The sequence below is a fragment of the Streptomyces morookaense genome (assembly GCF_013030945.1).
GTDB lineage: Bacteria > Actinomycetota > Actinomycetes > Streptomycetales > Streptomycetaceae > Streptomyces > Streptomyces morookaensis.
Map to the genome: position 1 here is coordinate 175,828 of NZ_JABBXF010000008.1, position 18,091 is coordinate 193,918.

Here is an 18,091-nt window from a genome sequence, read left to right on the forward strand (position 1 = left end):
CCGTCCCCACTGATTGAGGAACCCCCAATGAATCATCTGACCAGCCTGCGCGACTATCTCGACGCACTGGCCAAACTTGACGACCTGCGCGTGATCGACGAGGAGGTGGACGTCGAGCTGGAGATCGGCGCCATCGCCCGCTACGCCACCGAGAACCGGGCACCCGCGCACCTGCTCGACCGGATCCGCGGCCACGAGCCCGGCTTCCGGGTGCTGACCGCCCCCGCCGCGCTGAGCAGCGACCCCGCATACCCGTACGCGCGGGCCGCGTTGTCGCTGGGCCTGGACCCGCAGACCCCGCCGCTGCGCCTGATGGACGGCCTGGTCGCGGCGCAGGCGGCGGAGCCGGTACCGCCGGTGGTGGTGCCGACGGGCCCGTGCCAGGAGAACGTCCTCCTGGGCGACGACGCCGACCTGACCCGCTTCCCGTTTCCGCTGCTGCACCAGGGCGACGGCGGCCGCTACGTCAACACGGTCGGTACGTTCGTGCTGCGCAGCCCGGACGGGAAGTGGACGAACTGGGGCATCGCCCGCACCATGCTCCACGATGCGCACCGCATGGCCACGTTCACGGGCTCGCCGCAGCACATCGGCGTCATCGACGACATGTGGCGGGAGCGCGGCGAGCCCACGCCGTTCGCGCTGGTGCTCGGTGCCGAGCCGGCGGTCCCGTTCGTCTCCGCGATGTCGCTGCCCGAGCACGTGGACGAAGCCGCCTATCTGGGCGCGTACTTCGGGCATCCGCTGGAGGTCGTGCGCTGCAAGACGGTCGACCTGGAGGTCCCGGCGACCGCAGAGATCGTCATCGAGGGCTACATCGACCACGACGACCTCATCCCCGAGGGCCCGATGGGCGAGTTCGCGGGTTACGTGCCCGAGCCGCACCAGTGGAACCTGCCCGCCTACCGCGTCACCGCCATCACGCACCGCAACGACCCGATCATGCCGGTGGTGTGCGCGGGCAAGCCGGTCGACGAGGACCACACGCTCATCGGCCTGACGCACTCGGCCCGTTGGACGCACCACCTGCGCGAGAAGGGCATCCCGGTCACCGCGGCGTGGATGATCCCGGAGTCCGCCGTCCACGTCCTGGCGGTCACGGTGGACCGCGACTGGCGGGAGAAGACGGGGTTCGGTTCGTCGGAGGAACTCTCCCGGGCCGTGGGCGAAGCCGTCACCGGCTTCCCGCACGGCGGCTGGTGGGTCACCCGGATCATGGTGCTCGACAACGACATCGACCCGACCGACCTGCGCGACGTCCTGTGGGGCTGGGCCACCCGCTCCCACCCGTCGGACGGCTCGCTCGTCCTGCAGGACACGGCGATCATGCACATCATGGCGTGCTACACGGACGAGGAGCGCGCCACGGGCACGGGCCCGACGGTCGTCTACGACTGCATCCGCGACCTGCGGAAGCTGCACAGCACGGCGTTCGCCGACAACTACCCGGCGGAGGTGCAGCGCCGGTCGCTGGACCTGATCGCGGGGGCGCGGCGGGCGGAGGGGATGATCGGGTGAGCCGTGCGGTTCCCCGCGCACACGGGGGCGCGGGGAACCGCGACGTGCTCAGGCGATGAACCCGACCTCGGGGTACCGCCGTGAAGCTCCTTCCAGCAGATGCCCGGCATCGACGCGACCGCGCAGGTGCAGCTCGAAGAAGGCCCGCACGGTGGCCCGCACGGCGGCGACGGCACGATCCGCGGGGATCGTGCCGACCTGCGGGAACCCGCCCTTCATCTGCGGCGCGAGGGCCACGATGTCGGTGAAGGAGAGGTGCTGCGCATCGGCGAGCCGCAGGCACCGGTGCCAGCCGCCGAGGTGCTTCCAGAACTCGGTCCAGGCAGGGTCCTTCTTCAGGCCGTCGTGGTCGGCGGTGTCCATGAGCAGGAACGGCCGGTCCAGGCCGGCGGTGACGACGGGGCCGTACAGCGTGCCGTCGAGGTCGATGCCGGCCCGCACCCGGCGGTCCTGGTGCATGAGGGCCGCCGAGGAGGCACCGCCGAGCGAGTGCCCGAACGCGCCGACGCGGCCGAGGTCGAGGGTGCCGCGCAGACCGTGCGGCAGCCGGCGCCGCTCGGCGTCGGGGTTGCCGCCGCGGTCGAGAACGGCCAGGCAATCGAGGACGAAGCGCAGGTCGTCGGCACGGACGCCGACGGCCTTGGTCACTTCTTCCTTGTTCGCGCCGAAGACAGTGCGCGTCTGGACGTGCCCGTCGGGGAACTCCACCTCGCCGGAGTCGTGGGGGTGGTCGACGGTGACGACGATGTAGCCCCAGGACACGAGGTCCTCGACGACGAGGGTGTTGAAGGAGCGGTCGGACCCGAACCCGGGCGAGTACAGCAACACGGGGCGCCGACGCCCGTGTCGGGCGGCCGGCGCGGTGTCGGCGCTGTGGGTCAGGGGCATGGCGTGGCCGTCGAGCTTGCCGGGGTACCGGCCCTTGAGCGCACCGGCGGCACCTTCGGACAGCCACGGCAGCATCGCATGACCGCGGGTGCCGTGGGCGGGGTAGTGCAGGGTCGCCATCAACTCGCGGGGCTTCCCGGAATCCGTCCAGGGATCCTTGCGGGCCGGGTCGACGAGGTGCAGCTGCACAGCACCGACGTGCTCGGGGCCGGTGGGCCCGTCGAGGCGGAGGGGGGTGGGAGCGGGGGCGGTTGCTGCGGGGGCGCTCGGGGTGGGCGCGGCGAAGGCGGTGGGGGCGGCGGCCCCTGCGGCGAGCACACCGAGGCCGGCGGCTATCAGGGTGCGGCGTGCGGGTCGGACGATCGACACGGTGCTCCTTTCGACGGGGCGTCAGACTAGGCCACGCCATTGGGAGCACCGGGGTTGGGGCCTGGCCGAATCGGGATTTCCGCTGCCGGAGTGGCTGGTTCCGGTAATTTTCGGGCGTCATACCGGCAGGAAAGGGGCAAACGTCAGGGCGCATTGAGCTTCCGACAGTCGAAATCCTGAATCACCCGCGGCCGGACGGTGGTTGCCGACGGCGGCGTTGTCGAGCCGCTCCTGAATGAGCCCGCCTGGAGCGCTCGCGCAGTCCCCAAGCCCGGCACGATCGACCTTCACAACGCGGCGTGGAGGCTGGAGATCGACGCGCGGCGCACAGGTCGACCACCGCTGTAACCCCAGCCCATGGCCGTCGTTTTACTCTGCGTGCGTTGGCGATGGATGGTGGCCTGGGCATTGTGCTTCGCGGCCACAAGCGGACTGTTGTTGGCGTGGCCGCTACGCGAGCCCGCACGAATATCCGCTGCCGCTGCGGTCGTCAGCGCTGTCATCGCCCTCTTCGGCGTGGTGTCCGCGTGGGCCCGGCGCGCCCCCGGAAGGCATACATGCTCCAGCAGCGGGCAAGTTGCCGAAGCCGTCGATGCATTGGCCCGCACCGTCTGCCGACAGTGGGAAGAAGAGGCAGCCCTGCGGCAGTTGTACGACCCGGCACCCTTGCCCGTGGTCTGGTCGGACTGCGCCCACCCGGGAGTGTCCGACCACCGTCAGCTGGTGGGCACCACCGTCACGTGCCGGGCCAGTGACCCACAAGTACTGGCCACCATGTTCAGGTCACTTGCGCGTCGGCGTCTTGTCGTTCTGGGACCGGGGGGCTCGGGGAAGACGACCTTTTCTCTCCTGCTCCTGCTTGCCCTGCTGCACACCCGCGCCGCCGGCGACCCGGTGCCGGTGCTCTTCTCCCTCTCCTCCTTCGACCCCGCACGCGAATGCGCCAGAAGCTGGCTGCGCCGCCGCCTGGCCGCGGACTACCCGGCCATAGCCGACGCCCAGGCCTACGGTGCCAGTGCCATCGAGGACCTCCTCACCGAGCACCGCCTGATACCCGTACTCGACGGTCTGGACGAACTCCCCGAACACTGCCGAGCAGCAGCCCTGGCCTCCCTCAACGACACCCTGCCGTCCCACATTCCTCTCGTCCTCACCTGCCGCACCGCCGACTACGTACGGGCGGTGAAGGAAAGCGGTGTCCTGACCGGAGCGGCGGTCCTGGAACCCACGCCCGTACGCACCAGCGACGCACTCGCCCTCCTGAAACTGGCCACGCCACCGGAAGCGCATCGTCAGCACGGCTGGGACATCCTGGCCAAACATCTAGAGCACCAGCCGCAGACCCCTGCCGCTCAAGCCCTGGCAAGCCCGCTCATGGTGGCCCTCGCCCGGTCCGTCTACGCCGACAATGCCGGGGACCCCGTCGAACTCACCGACGTACAACGCTTCTCCACCCCCGCCGACATCGAGCGCCACCTCCTCGACGCACTGGTTCCGACCCTCTACCGCCGCGCCCGACGACAGCACCCGGCCCGAAGCTGGGAACCCCAACAGGCCCAGAGGTACCTCTCCCACCTCGCCGCGGGAATGCACGACCAGCGCACATACGACCTGGCATGGTGGCAGCTCTACCGATGGGCACCGGCCCTCGCCCGGCCATGGCGGCGCTCATGGACCTGGGCCCTGACTACATGCGCTGCGCTTCTGCTGACCACGTCGTTCCTGATCCATGTCCTGGACGTACCATCAAGGCATGAGGGACTACGGTGGTTTCCCCTGTCAGCGCTCGAAGCCCTGATCAACGTTCCTGTGCTGGCCCTCAGCGGCATGATCACCACGCGGAATCGCAGCCTGACCCGCGTGTCCGCCCTGGCCGCTGTCATCGCTCTGTCGGGTTGCCTCGCGGCACCGCCAGCAGCTGTGTATTACTACCATGGCTTTCCCGGCACGGTGCTCGTGGCCGCCATCGGCTTTCATGGCTTCAGCCTGTGGCTCGTACTGCTGGGAGCCGGTCTCCCCTCTCCTCCTCGTATGCCGAACCGGAGCCGCCCTGTCCGGCGGGGGCAGCGCGGGCAACTGATCCGTGCCCTCGCACTCGCCACCGGCATCGCCGCAATATGCCAGGCTCTCTACGAGAGTTACAGGATTGCGGGGTACAAGGCCGTTCTGCCGCCCGGAAACTTGCCATGGGGTTTGGTCATCGGCACCGTCGTCGGCACCAGCCTGGCTGCTGTGAACTGGGCTCGGGACCAGTCCACAGCCGAGGACGTGACAACGGCCGTGTCCTCGGTTCAAGCGGATCGGCTGATTTCGTTGATCAGCGCAGCGGCCTGTGCGGTGATCTTCGTCATTCCGGATGGCGTCATGCGCGCCGTGCCCTGGGTTCCTTCCGATCCACTGCGCACCACTGTGTTCGCTGCCGACATGGGCCTCTTCCACGGCAGCGTACTCGGCGCCGCCATCGCCCTGGCCGCCCACTCCTGGCCCCACTACACCATCGCCCGCCTCCTCCTGGCCGCCCGCGGCAAACTCCCCTGGCGCCTACAGACATTCCTCGCCGACGCACACCGCCTCGGCATCCTCCGCCAAGTCGGCCCCGTCTACCAATTCCGGCACGCCCACCTCCAACACCGCCTCGCCAGCCGCCCCCGACTTCACAGTCCCCGCACGGAATGATGTGCGACGGGGCCCGCAAGTTGCCGCTGTAACCACATCCAATGGCCGTCGTTTTACTCTGCGTGCGTTGGCGATGGACGGTGACCTGGGCCCTGTGTGCCGCAGTCACGTGTGGGTTGTTGACCGGGTGGCCGCTGCGCGAGCCCGCGCGAATATCCGCTGCCACTGCCGCACTGAGCAGCGTCCTTGCCCTGTTCGGAGTGATGTCGGCCTGGGCGCGGCGCACGCCACGGGGACGCGCACACTCCCACAGTGAGCAAGTGACGGAGGCCGCCGAAGTGTTGGCCCGCACCGTCTGCCGCCAGTGGGAAGAAGAGGCCGCGCTCCGGCAGTTGTACGACCCGGCACCGCTGCCCGTGGTCTGGTCGGACTGCGCCCTCCCGGGAGTGTCCGACCATCGTCAGCTGGTGGGCGGCACCGTGGTCTGTCGGGCCGGCGATCCGCAAGTACTGGCCGCTATGTTCAGGTCACTTGCGCGTCGGCGCCTCGTGGTACTGGGTCCGGGAGGCTCGGGGAAGACAACCTTCGCACTCCTGTTGATGCTGGCACTGCTGCGCACACGCTCCACCGGCGACCCGGTGCCGGTGCTCTTCTCGCTCTCCTCCTTCGATCCTGCCCGGGAATGCGCCAGGAGCTGGCTGCGCCGTCGTCTGGCCGCGGACTACCCGGCGATAGCCGACGCGGAGACCTACGGTGCCAGTGTCCTCGAGGACCTCCTCACCGAGCACCGTCTCATCCCGATACTCGACGGCCTGGACGAACTCCCCGAACACTGCAGGCCGGCAGCCCTGGCCTCCCTCAACGACACCCTGCCGCCCGATACCCCTCTCGTCCTCACCTGCCGCACCACCGACTACACGCGTGCAGTGAAGGAAAGCGGCATCCTGACCGGGGCGGCGGTCTTGAAGCCGGCACCCGTGCGCACCACCGACGCCCTGGCCCTGCTGAAGCTGGCCACACCACCGGAAGCCCCTCGCCAGCACGGCTGGAACGACCTGGCCAAACACCTCGACCACCAGCCACAGGCCCCCGCCGCACAGGCCCTGACGAGCCCGCTCATGGTGGCCCTCGCCCGGCCCGTCTACGCCGACAACGACAACGACCCCGCCGAACTCGCCGACGCACAGCGCTTCTCCACACCCGCCGACGTCGAACGCCATCTCCTCGACGCACTGGTCCCGACCCTCTACCGCCGCGCCCGGCAACAACGCCCCGCCCGAAGCTGGGATCCCCAAGAGGCCCAGCGCTACCTCGCCCATCTCGCGGCCGGGATGTGCGCCCGCGACACGTACGACTTCGCATGGTGGCAGCTCTACCGGTGGACACCGGCCCTCTCCACACCATGGCGACGCTCATGGACCTGGGCCCTGATCACATGCGCTGCGCTTCTGCTGACCACCTCGGCCCTGGTGGTCGTGCTGGGTATGCATGCACGGTCAGAGGTCCTGCGGTGGTTCTCCTTGTCGATGCTCGAAGTCCTGATCAACGTTCCCATGCTGGGCCTCAGCGGCCTGATCACCAGACGGGAACGCAGCCTGACCCGTACAGCCGTGCTGGCTGCCGCCATCGCCCTCTCCGGTGGACTTGCCGCAACGCCGGCAGGCCTGTACTACTACCACGGCTTTCCCGGAACGGTACTTATCGCCGCCATCGGCTTCCCGTGCTTCAGTCTGTGGCTCGTCCTGCTTGGAGTCGGGCTGCCATCGCCTCCTCAGATGCCAAGCCGGAAACGCCCTGCCCGGCGGCACCGGCGCGGTCAACTGGTCCGCGCGCTCGTGCTCACCGTCGGCATCGCCGCAATCAGCCAGACCTTCTACGCGACGTACAGCATTGCCGGATACGGAACTGTCCTTCCACCCGGGTCCATGCCATGGGGCTTGGTGATCGGCACCGTGGCGGGCATCGGGCTGGCAGCCCTGAACTGGGTGCGTGACCCGTCCACTGCTCACGATGTGACAACGGCCACGTCCTCGATCCAAGCGGACCGCCTGATTTCACTGATCAGCGGAGCCGCCTGCGCAGTGGTCTACTGCATCGCCGATGGCGCGGCGCGGGTCATGCCCTGGGCCTCGTCCGATCCGCTGCGCACCACCGTCTTCGCGATGGTCAACGGCAGCGTACTCGGCGCCGCCATCGCCCTGGCCGCCCACTCCTGGCCCCACTACACCATCGCCCGCCTCCTCCTGGCCGCCCGCGGCAAACTCCCCTGGCGCCTACAGACATTCCTCGCCGACGCACACCGCCTCGGCATCCTCCGCCAAGTCGGCCCCGTCTACCAATTCCGGCACGCCCACCTCCAGCACCACCTCGCCGCCGCCCCCCGCATCGAGTGACGCGCCAGGGCCCCCGCCACCAGGCGGGGGCCCGTCATTCGAGCGGCCCCCTACCCCTCGAACCAGACGTGCACCTGCCCCGTCCCGATCCCGTTCTCGTACTCCCCGAAGCGGCGCCCCCGCCCCCGCCACGACTCGCCGCCCAGGGCGCCCGCCAGCATCAAGTAGTGCCCGAACCGGGCCTCCGGGGCGTACCGCAGGTACTCCGGCATGGTGCCGATCACCCGGTCGTGCCGGCCCTCCTCCAGCCACGCGATGCGCTGTTCATCGGCCGCCCGGGCCTCCGCCGTGATGATGTGCGCCGGGTCACCGGCCATCCGGTTGCGCAGCTCGGCCAGCGGCCAGAAGCGGTGGGACAGGCCACCCGAGGCAACGAGCAGCACCCGCCTCTCCACGCTCCCGATCGCCTCTCCCACACACGCGCCCATCCGCAGGAAGTCCTCCGTCGTGGCCGTCTGGCACACCGAGACCGATACCCACGGCTTGGCCGGCTTTCCCAGGTACGTCCAGAGGTTGAGCGTCGCGTAGTGGATCGGGAGGTACGGATCGTCGTTCGCGCTCATCCACAGGGAGCGTTCCCCCGCCAACTTGGCCACCGCGCCCGCCAGTTCCGGGTCGCCCGGCACGTCATACGGCAGCCGGCTGATCGCACCCGGCATCTCGTCCGACGTGAACAGGCCCTCACGACGCGCATGCGACGTGATCACCGCCTCCGTCGTCGTCGCCCAGTGCGAGTCGAAGACGATCACCGTGTCGTAGTCGGCCCCCTCGATCACCTCGTCCCGGAGCCGCTCCAGGCCCGTCACCAGCGTGAAGTCACGGCCTCCGTTCTCCTCCAGCCGCATGGCCTCCGGGAACATGATGACGGGGGCGTGCGAGAGCAGGCCCGCACCAGCGACCTCACCCATGATCGGCCTCCGAAGCCCCCGGCACCAGCAGCAGCTTGCCGCTCGTCCGCCGCGCCGCCAGATCGGCGTGCGCCCTCGGCGCCTCCGACAGCGGATACGTCCCGCTGATCGTGAACCTCAGCGTCCCGTCCAGCAAACCGGCGAACACCTCCCCCGCCCGCCACTCGAACTCCTCGACCGTCGCCCGGAAATGCTCCAGGTAGGGGCGCGTCAGCGTCAGCGACCCGCCCCACAGCAGCCGCATGACATCGACCGGCGGCACCGCCCCGCTCGCGCCGCCGAAGAGGACCAGCGTGCCGCGCATCCGCAGCGAGGCGAGACTCGCGTCGAACGTCGCGGCGCCGACCCCGTCGTACACCGCGTGCACGCCCTCGCCGCCCGTCAGGCGGCGCACCTCGGCCGCGAGGTCCTCCGTCTCCGTGTAACGGATCACCTCGTCCACGCCGTTGGCGCGGGCCACCCGCTCCTTCTCCTCCGTCGACACCGTGCCGATGACGCGCACACCTCGCCGCTTGAGCAACTGGGTGAGCAGCAGCCCGACCCCGCCCGCCGCCGCGTGCACGAGGACCGTCTCCCCCTCCCGCGCCGGGTAGGAGTCATGCGCCAGGAAGTGGGCGGTCATGCCGTGCACGAGCACACCTCCCGCCGTCCGCAGGTCGAGCCCGTCGGGCACGACGATCGCCTTGTCCTCCGGGACGAGGACGCGCGTCGCGTAGCTGCCGAGGACGGTCGTCCAGGCGACCCGGTCACCCGCCTTGAACCGGGTCACCCCGGGGCCGACCGCCAGGACGGTGCCCGAACCCTCCTCGCCCGGGATGCACGGCACCGGCAGCGGGTAACGGCCCTCGCGGCGGTACAGGTCGATGAAGTTGACGCCGGCCGCGGCGAGTTCGACGAGGATCTGTCCCTCGCCGGGGGCCTCCGGGTCCGGCCGTTCGACGTACAGCTGGACCTCGGGGCCGCCCGTCTCGCGGATCTCTATTGCGTGCATCAGCAGGCACTTCCCTTCACGTCGGTCAACTCGATCTCGTATGTGCGCAGCCAGTCGTCCAGCCGGACCGTCGACTCCACGAGGATCCGCTCGAACTCGGACAGGCTGCCCGTGGATGTCCTGGCGGTGAGGCGGCGTACGGCGTCGCCGTCGAGGAACGGGCTCAGCGGCGCCCCGCCCTCGCCGGCCGCCGTGGCGAGGCCGGTGATGAGGGCGCGGTCGTACGCGGGGTCCTGGATCGAGGGGTAGGCGGCCTTCTTGCGGCGCAGCACCGACTCCGGCAGCAGGTCGGCGGCCGCGGCGCGCAGCAGCGCCTTCTCCTCGCCACTGAAAGTCTTCATCTCCCAGGGGACGTTGAAGACGTACTCGACCAGGCGGTGGTCGCAGAACGGCACCCGCCCCTCCAGGCTGCCGGCCATGCCCATGCGGTCCTTCTTGTCCAGCAGGATGGGCAGCCAGCGCGTGAGAGTGATGTAGCCGAGTTCGCGGGTGCGCCGTGCCTCCGCGTCCTCGCCTTCCAGGTGCGGGACTTCGGCCAGCGCCGTGCGGTACAGGTCGGCCTGGTACTCCGCGAGGTCGATCCCGTCGACGAACCAGGGGTGGAACAGATTGCGCGGGTCGAGGCCGCGGTGGGCGCCCAGCTTCAGCCAGGGGAACGTCTCGGCGCTGCGGGCCCCCGGGTCGGAGAACCACAGGTAGCCGCCGAAGACCTCGTCGGCGCCCTCGCCGGACAGCGCCACGGTGGCGTGCTCGCGCACGGCGGCGAAGAGCAGGTACAGGGAGACGTCCAGGTCGGCGAAGTTGAACGGCAGGTCCCAGGCGCCGAGGACGGCCTGCCGGACGGCGGGGTCCAGCAGCCGGGCCCGGTCGAGGACGATCGCGTGGTGGTCGCTGCCGACGTGCCGGGCGACTTCGAGGGCGTACGGGCCGTCCGGGGTCGGACGGATGGCGTCGGCCTGGAAGTTCTCGGTGTGGCCCGTGAAATCGACCGAGAAGGTGGACAGTTGGGATCCGGACGCCGCACGGGTGCGTGCCGCCAGCGCCGTGACCGTGCTCGAGTCCAGGCCGCCGGACAGGAGCGAGACCAGCGGCACGTCCGCGACCATCTGGCGCGGCACGATGTCGTCGAGCAGGTCGCGGACGGTGGCGATGGTGGTGCGCAGGTCGTCGGTGTGCGGCCGGGACTCCAGGGCCCAGTAGCGCTCCTCGCGGATGCCGTCGCGGCCGACGCGCACCAGGTGTCCGGGCTTGACCTCGTGCATGCCGCGGAAGGGCACGCGTCCGGGGGTGCGCAGGAACAGCAGCGCGTCGCACAGCTCCTCGGCCCCCGCGGCGGCCTGCGCCAGCGGGTTGGCGAGGATCGCCTTGGGCTCGGAGCCGAAGAGCACGCCGCCCGGGGTGGGGTGGTAGAAGAGGGGTTTGACGCCCAACCGGTCCCGTATCAGGAGGAGTTCCTCACGGGCGGTGTCCCAGAGGGCGATGGCGTACATGCCGTTGAGGCGGTGGACGAACTCCGCGCCCCATTCCAGGTAGGCGCGCAGGGCGACCTCGGTGTCGCTGCGGGTGGTGAACCGGTGGCCCAGCAGGACCAGTTCCTCGCGCAGTTCGCGGAAGTTGTAGATCTCGCCGCCGTAGGAGATCACGGCCCGGGGCAGGCCGTCGCGCGGGCCGGGCTCGGGGGTGCGCATCGGCTGTGTGCCGTGCTCCAGGTCGATGATCGCGAGGCGCCGGTGGCCGAGGGCGGCGTGGGTATCGAGCCAGGTGCCGCCCGCGTCGGGGCCCCGGGCGATCAGGGTCCGGGTCATGGCCTCGACGGCCGGGGCCTCATGGGCGAGGTCGCGGGTGAAGTCCACCCATCCGGTGATGCCGCACATGTCAGTTGCCTCCGCTTCCCGGCAGGCCGGCCCGGTCGAGCCAGGGGCCGCGGCGCCAGCCGTCGATGTCGTAGTCGTCGAGGCAGTCCTGCACCATGGCCTCGTAGCGGGCGAGGCTGCCGCGCCGGGTCGCCCACCGCAGCGCGTCCAGCCGTACCTGCTCGCCGTTGCCGGAGTAGTTGCGCTCGTACAGTTCGTGCCGGCCGCCGAACTCGGTGCCGATGGCGTCCCAGACCAGCTTGAGCAGCTTGATCCGGTCGACGGCGCTGGAGTCGGAGCCGCGGTAGAAGCGGTCGATGAGCGGCCGCAGTTCGGGGTTGGCGAGGTCGCGGCCGCTGGACGGCACGGCGAGGGGCGCGCCGCCGAGGGTGGTCTCGAACAGTTCGTGGACCCGGTCCCACACCTGCGCGTTGTACATCCGCATCGCGGAGGCGTGCTCCAGGCGCGGTACGACGGTGCCTCCGCTGCCGGGCTCGGGGTCGTACGCCATGGCCGAGGTGAGGGCCCACACCATGTCCCGCATGGTGATCAGCTCGCCGACGGCGGCCTGCACGCCGCGGAACTCGTCGGTGCCGTTGGCCTTGGTGCCGCGGGAGAGCAGCCCGGCCATCAGCTCCAGTTTGACGCTCAGCCGGGTGCCGGACTGGAAGTTGTAGAGGTTGGGGAAGCCGGAGGTGGCGTAGAAGCCGGTCGCGCGCGGGATGTCGCGGTGGACGAGGACGTCCTCCCAGGGGATCAGGGCCTCGTCGAGCAGCAGCACGCTGTCGTTCTCGTCGAACCGGCTGCTCAGCGGGTAGTCGAACGCGTCGCCCTGCCCGTAGGGGGTGCGGCAGACGAGCTTCACGCCGGGGTTGTCCATACGGACGAAGAAGACGAGCGCGAAGGCCTCCGCCTTCCCGGGCGCGAGGGCGGCCGAGCCGACCGGGGCGACGAACCCCGCATTGGTGATGGCGGATCCGGTCGCCAGCATCTTGGCCCCGCTGACCACCACGCCGGCGTCCGTCTCGCGCACGGCGTGCACGAAGACGTCCTCCATGTCGTGGATCGCCTGCTTGCGGTCGACCGGCGGGTTGATGATGACGTGGTTGAGGTACAGCGCCTTGCTCGCGAACTCGCGGTACCACGCGGTGGCGTTGGCGGCGTACGGGCCGTAGTAGTCGGCGTTGACGCCGAGGCCGGCCATGAACGACGCCTTGTACTCGGGGGTGCGCCCGAGGAACCCGTACCCCATCCGCGCCCAGGTGGCGATCGCCTCGCGGGCCTCGACGAGCTCGGCCGCCGAGCGGCTGGGCTTGAAGAACTTGTGGGTACGGATGCCGGTGTCCGCGTCGACACCGGTGAGCACGTCGGCGGTGGCCGGGTCGTGCAGGGCGTCGTACAAACGGGCCACGGACAGCGCGGAGTTGCGGAAGGCGGGGTGGGTGGTGACGTCCTTGACGCGCTCGCCGTTCAGATACACCTGACGGCCGTCGCGCAGGCTCTCCAGGTAGGCGTCACCGGTCATGAGGTCGTTGGTCGCAGTCATCGGACCAGTCCCGGGTTGTCGAGGGCGGGGGTGCCGAGCACCTGGACGCGGCGCAGGTGCCGTGGGGCGCCGCTGGTGAAGGCGTTGCGGCCGTGCAGGAGCGTGTAGTTGTCGGTGATGACGACGTCACCGGTCTGCCAGGAGTGGGCGTAGAGGTGCGCGGGGTCGTAGAGCGCGGCACGCAAACCGGCGTGGAATGCGGGGAGTTCGGCATCCGGCAGGCCGCTGAAGGTCAGGTCCGGGTGGTTGACGAAACCGGCGTCGTCGGCGGCGGTGGGCTCGTTGTAGCGGATGACCGGGGTACCGGTGACAGGGTGGGCGTCGACGACGGGCGAGACGGTGACGCTGTCGTAGTACTCCATTTTCCGCTGGTAGGTGCCGGTGACCTCGGCCCAGCGGGCGACCGTCTCCGGGTCGGTGTTCTCCAGCACGGCGGCGGTCTGCGAGAAGGTGGTCTCGCCGCCGTTGCCGGGGCCGGGTGCGTGGACGCACTGGAACACCTGGAACTCGGGGATCTGTTCGCGGTACATGCCGTCCCAGTGCATGGGCATGTGGCTGTGGTCGAAGATGTGGTCCTCGGGCTTCTCCTGCTCGACGAGTTCGAGCACGGTCCCGAACGGCCAGACGCTGAGCTCGCCGAAGCCTTCGCAGTAGGCGGAGAGTTCGTCGGCGGTGCGGAAGACGTCGAACCCGCGGAGGAGCACGAGGTGATGCTCCCGGACGAGGTCGCGCAGGGCGGGAACGTCGAGGTCGGTGATGTTCTCTCCGGACGCCTGTATGGCAAGCCCGAAGGGCGAAATGGGGGTGGTGTTCATGGGGTTCTCCTGTGATTGCGGTACTCCCGCCCCGTCAGGGGCGCGGGGAACTGCGCGACCAGCCACAGCCGGCCCGCAGCTGCTAGAGCACGTAGTGAGTGGCGCGCCCACCGACGAACACGGCCCGGGCGCCGGCCCGCTCGGCCTCGGCCCGTTTCATGAGCGTGTAACCCCCGTCACGCTCGACGGCGACGGAATGCCACGGCGTGAGCCAGGCGTCCGGCGTATCACCGAGCAGAATGCCGATCTTCTCCGTGCTACACGGCTGCGGGTGAATCGACAGCCGAATGGCCGAGGGGAAGAGCCGGCCCAGCAGATCCCCCCAGGCCCTGCTGCGCTGAATGACCCGGTAGGCAAGGTCTCGGCACCGGCGCTGCAATGCGGACCGCGTCCCCGTGTAATCCGGACCGGAAAGGTCCTCCAGCATGAACCGCGTGATACCGCGGTACATGGCGAGCGGTGCGCCACCGGCGCGCACCTCGGCGCGGAGTTCGTCGAGCGACGGGGCCCAGGCCCCGGACAGCATGGTGCGCATCTCCTCGTGCCCGGCGCCGCTGTACACGTCGTCGAGGGTGAACTGTTCGAGGTGGCCGGCACCGATCTCGCCGATCATGCGGTCGAGTTCGTGTGCGTAGGCGGTGACGTTCTCGTCGCTCACGCCGAGCAGGTCGTTGAACACGCGCCCGTCGGAGCAGATGGTGATGGCCGCCCCGGGCGGATAGATATCGCCGATGCGCTCGCACAGTTCGTTCAGGAAGCGCAGGGCGAGTTCCTCGGCCAGGTCGGGCAGGGGGCCCAGGACCTTGGCCGGGTTGGGGGATTTCGTGGGGAAGGCGGGCAGCACGAAGTCGATGCGCCGCCCGTTCTCCATGGCGCTGCGGACCGTGTCCAGGTGGTGTCTGGCGCACCGCAGGCAGATTCTTCCGGTGCAGCCGCCGTCGCGCATTCTGCGCTGGTGCGCCAGGACCTCCCGGATCACTTCCATGGAAACCAGCTCGATATCGGGTGCGGCGAGATCGGACACCGCGCCTCCCTTCGTGGACTGGTTCCCACCGTGCTCGGCGCGCGCATGAGAAACGCACAAAGCATGCGCAGTTGTCCGGCGTCCTGATCGCGCCCCGTAAGGGGCGCGGGGAACTGCGCGACCAGCCACGACGAGCCCGCAGCCAACGCACCGCAGAGCACTCAGGCGCGCAGCGCCGGTCCCCCGAGCTCCCTTTGGGCGAGCCCCGCCCAGTAGGGCATGTGCAGCCCGCGGAACCCGGCCAGGGCCCGGTTGAAGTGGTCGGCGGCCGCGCCGAGGTCGCCGAGTGCGGTGTGGGCGCGGCCCAGCCAGTAGTCGGTGAAGGCGGCGCCGCGGCGTTCGCCGAGCTCGGTGAAGAGGGCGGCCGCGGCGCGGAGCGGGCCCAGTGCCCGGGCGGCGGCGGCCGGGCCGGGGCCGTGTTCGGCGTGTGCCCGGCCGAGGGTCATCAGGGCGTAGGCCTCGCCGGGGCGGTGCCGCACCTTGCGGAAGAGGGCGAGGGCGCGGTCGAGGTGGCCGGCGGCCCGGTCGGTGCGGCCGGCGGAGAGTTCGGCCCAGGCGAGCAGGTGCAGGATGTCGGCGAGGGCGAGCGGGTGTCCGAGGCGTTCGGCGGTCTCCAGGGCGGGTGCCAGGGTGTCGACGGCCTCGGCTCCGCGGCCCTGGCAGACGAGCGCGAAGGCGAGGCTGCGCAGGGCGGTGACGCGGCCGTGTTCGTCACCGAGCCGGCTCATCACGGCGGCCGCGGAGGCCGCGTCGTCGTGGGCGAGGTCCGCCATGCCCCGGTCGGCGACGGCGATGCTGCGGTGGATGCGCAGCCGGGCGGCGTGGTGGGCCTCCCCCAGCTCGTCCAACTGCCCGATGGCGGTGGCGTATCGGGGCAGGGCGTCGTCGACGCGGCCGCGGACGGCCGAGACGCGGGCGAGCGATCCCTGGGCGACCGCGGTGGCGACGGCGTCGCCGCCCGCTTCGGCGCAGGCGAGTGCGGCCCGTGCCACGTGTTCCCATTCGTCCCACCAGTTTCTTACGTGGCAGACGTCCTCCATGGCGGAGGCGAGGGCGGCGGCGTGTGTGCAGTATCCGGATTCGGCGGCGAATTCGGCCGCGGTGACGAGGTTGGTACGTTCCCCCTCCAGCCAGCCGACCAAGTCGCCTTCTCCCTGCGGGAGTTGGCCGCCCGTTCCACCGCGGATGAGCTGGTGGCCGGCGGCGCGGACCCGGGTGAGCCAGCCGTCCAGGAGCCGGGCCACCGCGGCCCGCCGGCCGGTCTCCGGTTCCTCGGCGAGGGCGCGTTCGGCGGCGTAGACGTGCAGCAGGTCGTGCATCCGGAAGCGCGGCTGGCCCTGGACGTCGATGCCCTCGACCTGGAGCAGGTTCGCGTCGAGCAGGACGTCCGTGGCGTCGTCCGTGTCGGGGGCGTCGAGCAGGGCGGCGAGGGCCCATCCGGGGAACTCGGGCGAGGGGAGCATGCCGACGGCGCGGAAGGCGCGGGCGGCGTCGGGGGCCAGGCCGTGGTAGCTGGCGGCGACGCTGGTGCGGACGGCGAGGTCGCCCACCGTGAGCTCCTCCAGCAGGGTCCGTTCGTCGGCGAGCCGGTCGGCCAGGCGCCGGATCCGCCAGTGCGGTCGGTTCGCGAGGCGTGCCGCGGTCACCCGCAGGGCCAGCGGCAGTCCGGCGCAGCTGGCCAGGATCCGTTCGGTCTCGGCCGGTTCGGCGGCGAGCCGCCGGGGGCCGACGATGCGCTGCAGCAGGTCCTGCGACTCGGTGTTGTCGAAGGGGTCGATGTCGATCAGTTCGGCGCCGGTGAGCCCGGTCAGCCGGGCCCGGCTGGTGACCAGGGCCGCGGAGCCCGGGGTGCCGGGCAGCAGCGGGCGGATCTGGGCCTCGTCGCGGGCGTCGTCGAGCAGGACCAGCACCTTGCGGCCGGACAGCAGCGAGCGGAACATCGCCGCGCGGTCCTCGGTCGTCTCCGGTATGGACGAGCCGGAGACGCCCAGGCCGAGCAGCAGGTCGGCGAGGATCGCACCCGCGTCGCGGTGGGGGCCGCGGGCGCCGTCCAGATGCAGGAAGAGCCGGCCGTCGGGGAAGGCGTCCCGCAACCGGTGGGCGAGCCGGGTGGCGAGGGTCGTCTTGCCGACGCCGGGCAGGCCGGTGAGGACGACGACGGGCACGGCGCAGGGCGAGCCCGTCCGGAAGGGCGTGCCGGGCGGCGGGTCGAGCAGTCCGCGGGCTCTCGCCAGCACCTGATCCCGGCCGACGAAGTCGGTTTCGTCCGCGGGGAGTTGGCTTCTTGACTGCCAGACGATTCCGGCGTTCACGGGCGGTGCGGGGTCGGGCGGGGCGCCCAGCGCGGGGTCCCGGGCCAGTACGGCGCGATGCAGGCGGCGGAGTTCGGGGCCGGGTTCGAGGCCGAGTTCGTCGCGCAGGACGGCGCGGGCGCGGGCGTAGGACTTGAGGGCGTCGCCCGGGCCGTGCCAGCGGTACTGAGCGACCATCAGGCGGGCCCACAGGGATTCCCGCAGCGGGTGGCGGGCCACTTCGGTGCGCAACAGGCCGGTCAGTTCACGGGGTTCGCCGAGGGCCAGCCGGGCCTCGGCGTAGTCCTCGAGAGCGGCGAGCCGTGCCTCTTCGAGGCGGGCGGCTTCGATGTGCAGGGCGTCGTGGTGGACGACTCCTTCGTAGGGGCCGCCGCGCCAGAGACCCAGGGCCTCCTGCAGGTCCTGTGCCGCGGCCCGGTGTTCCCCGGCGGCCAGGGCGGCGCGGCCCCGCGCGGCGAGTTCGTCGAACCGGTGCAGGTCCAGTTCGCCGGGGCGCAGATGCAGCCGGTAGCCGCCGTGGCCGAGGCTCAACCGGTCCTCTCCGGAGGCGGGGTTGAGCACTCGGCGCAGGACGGCGACGTAGCTGCGGACGTTGGCCCGGGCCGATGCCGGCGGGGCCGCTCCCCAGACCGCGTCGCTCAGCCGGTCCGCGGAGACCGGGGTTCCGGCGTGGACGAGCAGCATCGCGAGCAGGGTCCGCTGCTTGGGGCCGCCGAGCGGCAGGGCACGGCCGTCGGCGTGCGCCGCCAGGGGCCCCAGCACCTTGAACTCGACGCGCGGAAGCTCCACCGCAGGACCGCCCTTCTCTGGCCGCACGGCAGGGAGCGTGCGCACTCTTTGCGTAAGGTTCGAACAACG

12 protein-coding genes are annotated in these 18,091 nt (G+C 70.8%); 3 read left to right on the forward strand and 9 right to left on the reverse strand.

Going from position 1 to position 18,091, the window contains the following annotated elements:
• The first annotated feature begins 27 nt into the window (after positions 1 to 27).
• The gene (locus HG542_RS05280; protein ID WP_171078846.1) at positions 28 to 1,518 is read left to right on the forward strand and encodes a UbiD family decarboxylase; all 1,491 of its coding nucleotides are present in this window, start codon (positions 28 to 30) and stop codon (positions 1,516 to 1,518) included.
• Positions 1,519 to 1,566: 48 nt separating this feature from the next.
• Here HG542_RS05280 and HG542_RS05285 read toward each other — a convergent pair whose 3' ends face one another.
• Both HG542_RS05285 and HG542_RS05290 read right to left on the reverse strand, forming a co-directional pair.
• Positions 1,567 to 2,775 (reverse strand): alpha/beta hydrolase family protein, encoded by a 1,209-nt coding sequence (locus HG542_RS05285; protein ID WP_229922622.1) that lies wholly within the window; start codon positions 2,773 to 2,775, stop codon positions 1,567 to 1,569.
• Positions 2,776 to 3,062: 287 nt separating this feature from the next.
• Positions 3,063 to 3,278, reverse strand: a complete 216-nt coding sequence (locus HG542_RS05290; RefSeq protein WP_171078847.1) for a hypothetical protein — start codon at positions 3,276 to 3,278, stop codon at positions 3,063 to 3,065.
• A gap of 220 nt (positions 3,279 to 3,498) precedes the next feature.
• On the opposite strand from HG542_RS05290, the gene HG542_RS05295 reads away from it, so the two are divergent.
• Positions 3,499 to 5,451 (forward strand): NACHT domain-containing protein, encoded by a 1,953-nt coding sequence (locus HG542_RS05295; protein WP_171078848.1) that lies wholly within the window; start codon positions 3,499 to 3,501, stop codon positions 5,449 to 5,451.
• 260 nt (positions 5,452 to 5,711) lie between these two features.
• Positions 5,712 to 7,784, forward strand: coding sequence for an NACHT domain-containing protein (locus HG542_RS05300; RefSeq protein WP_171078849.1), 2,073 nt, complete (start codon positions 5,712 to 5,714; stop codon positions 7,782 to 7,784).
• A gap of 50 nt (positions 7,785 to 7,834) precedes the next feature.
• Here the strand turns inward: HG542_RS05300 and HG542_RS05305 are convergent, their stop codons facing one another.
• The 7 genes from HG542_RS05305 to HG542_RS05335 all read right to left on the reverse strand — a co-directional run bounded on the left by HG542_RS05305 (position 7,835) and on the right by HG542_RS05335 (position 18,049).
• Complete coding sequence (locus HG542_RS05305; RefSeq protein WP_171078850.1) at positions 7,835 to 8,692, reverse strand: DODA-type extradiol aromatic ring-opening family dioxygenase; 858 nt, start codon at positions 8,690 to 8,692, stop codon at positions 7,835 to 7,837.
• A complete protein-coding gene (locus HG542_RS05310; protein ID WP_171078851.1) occupies positions 8,685 to 9,683 on the reverse strand; it encodes a quinone oxidoreductase family protein in 999 nt (332 codons plus the stop codon). The genes HG542_RS05305 and HG542_RS05310 overlap by 8 nt, the downstream gene beginning before the upstream one ends.
• On the reverse strand, positions 9,683 to 11,557 hold the full coding sequence (gene asnB / locus HG542_RS05315) for an asparagine synthase (glutamine-hydrolyzing) (protein ID WP_171078852.1): 1,875 nt from the start codon (positions 11,555 to 11,557) through the stop codon (positions 9,683 to 9,685). The genes HG542_RS05310 and asnB overlap by 1 nt, the downstream gene beginning before the upstream one ends.
• Before the next feature lies 1 nt (position 11,558).
• A complete protein-coding gene (locus HG542_RS05320) occupies positions 11,559 to 13,082 on the reverse strand; it encodes a 4-hydroxyphenylacetate 3-hydroxylase family protein (RefSeq protein ID WP_171078853.1) in 1,524 nt (507 codons plus the stop codon).
• Complete coding sequence (locus HG542_RS05325) at positions 13,079 to 13,897, reverse strand: TauD/TfdA dioxygenase family protein (protein WP_171078854.1); 819 nt, start codon at positions 13,895 to 13,897, stop codon at positions 13,079 to 13,081. The genes HG542_RS05320 and HG542_RS05325 overlap by 4 nt, the downstream gene beginning before the upstream one ends.
• A gap of 82 nt (positions 13,898 to 13,979) precedes the next feature.
• Positions 13,980 to 14,921, reverse strand: coding sequence for an L-tyrosine/L-tryptophan isonitrile synthase family protein (locus tag HG542_RS05330; protein ID WP_227725465.1), 942 nt, complete (start codon positions 14,919 to 14,921; stop codon positions 13,980 to 13,982).
• A gap of 161 nt (positions 14,922 to 15,082) precedes the next feature.
• Positions 15,083 to 18,049, reverse strand: a complete 2,967-nt coding sequence (locus tag HG542_RS05335; protein WP_171078855.1) for an AfsR/SARP family transcriptional regulator — start codon at positions 18,047 to 18,049, stop codon at positions 15,083 to 15,085.
• Positions 18,050 to 18,091: the final 42 nt, after the last annotated feature.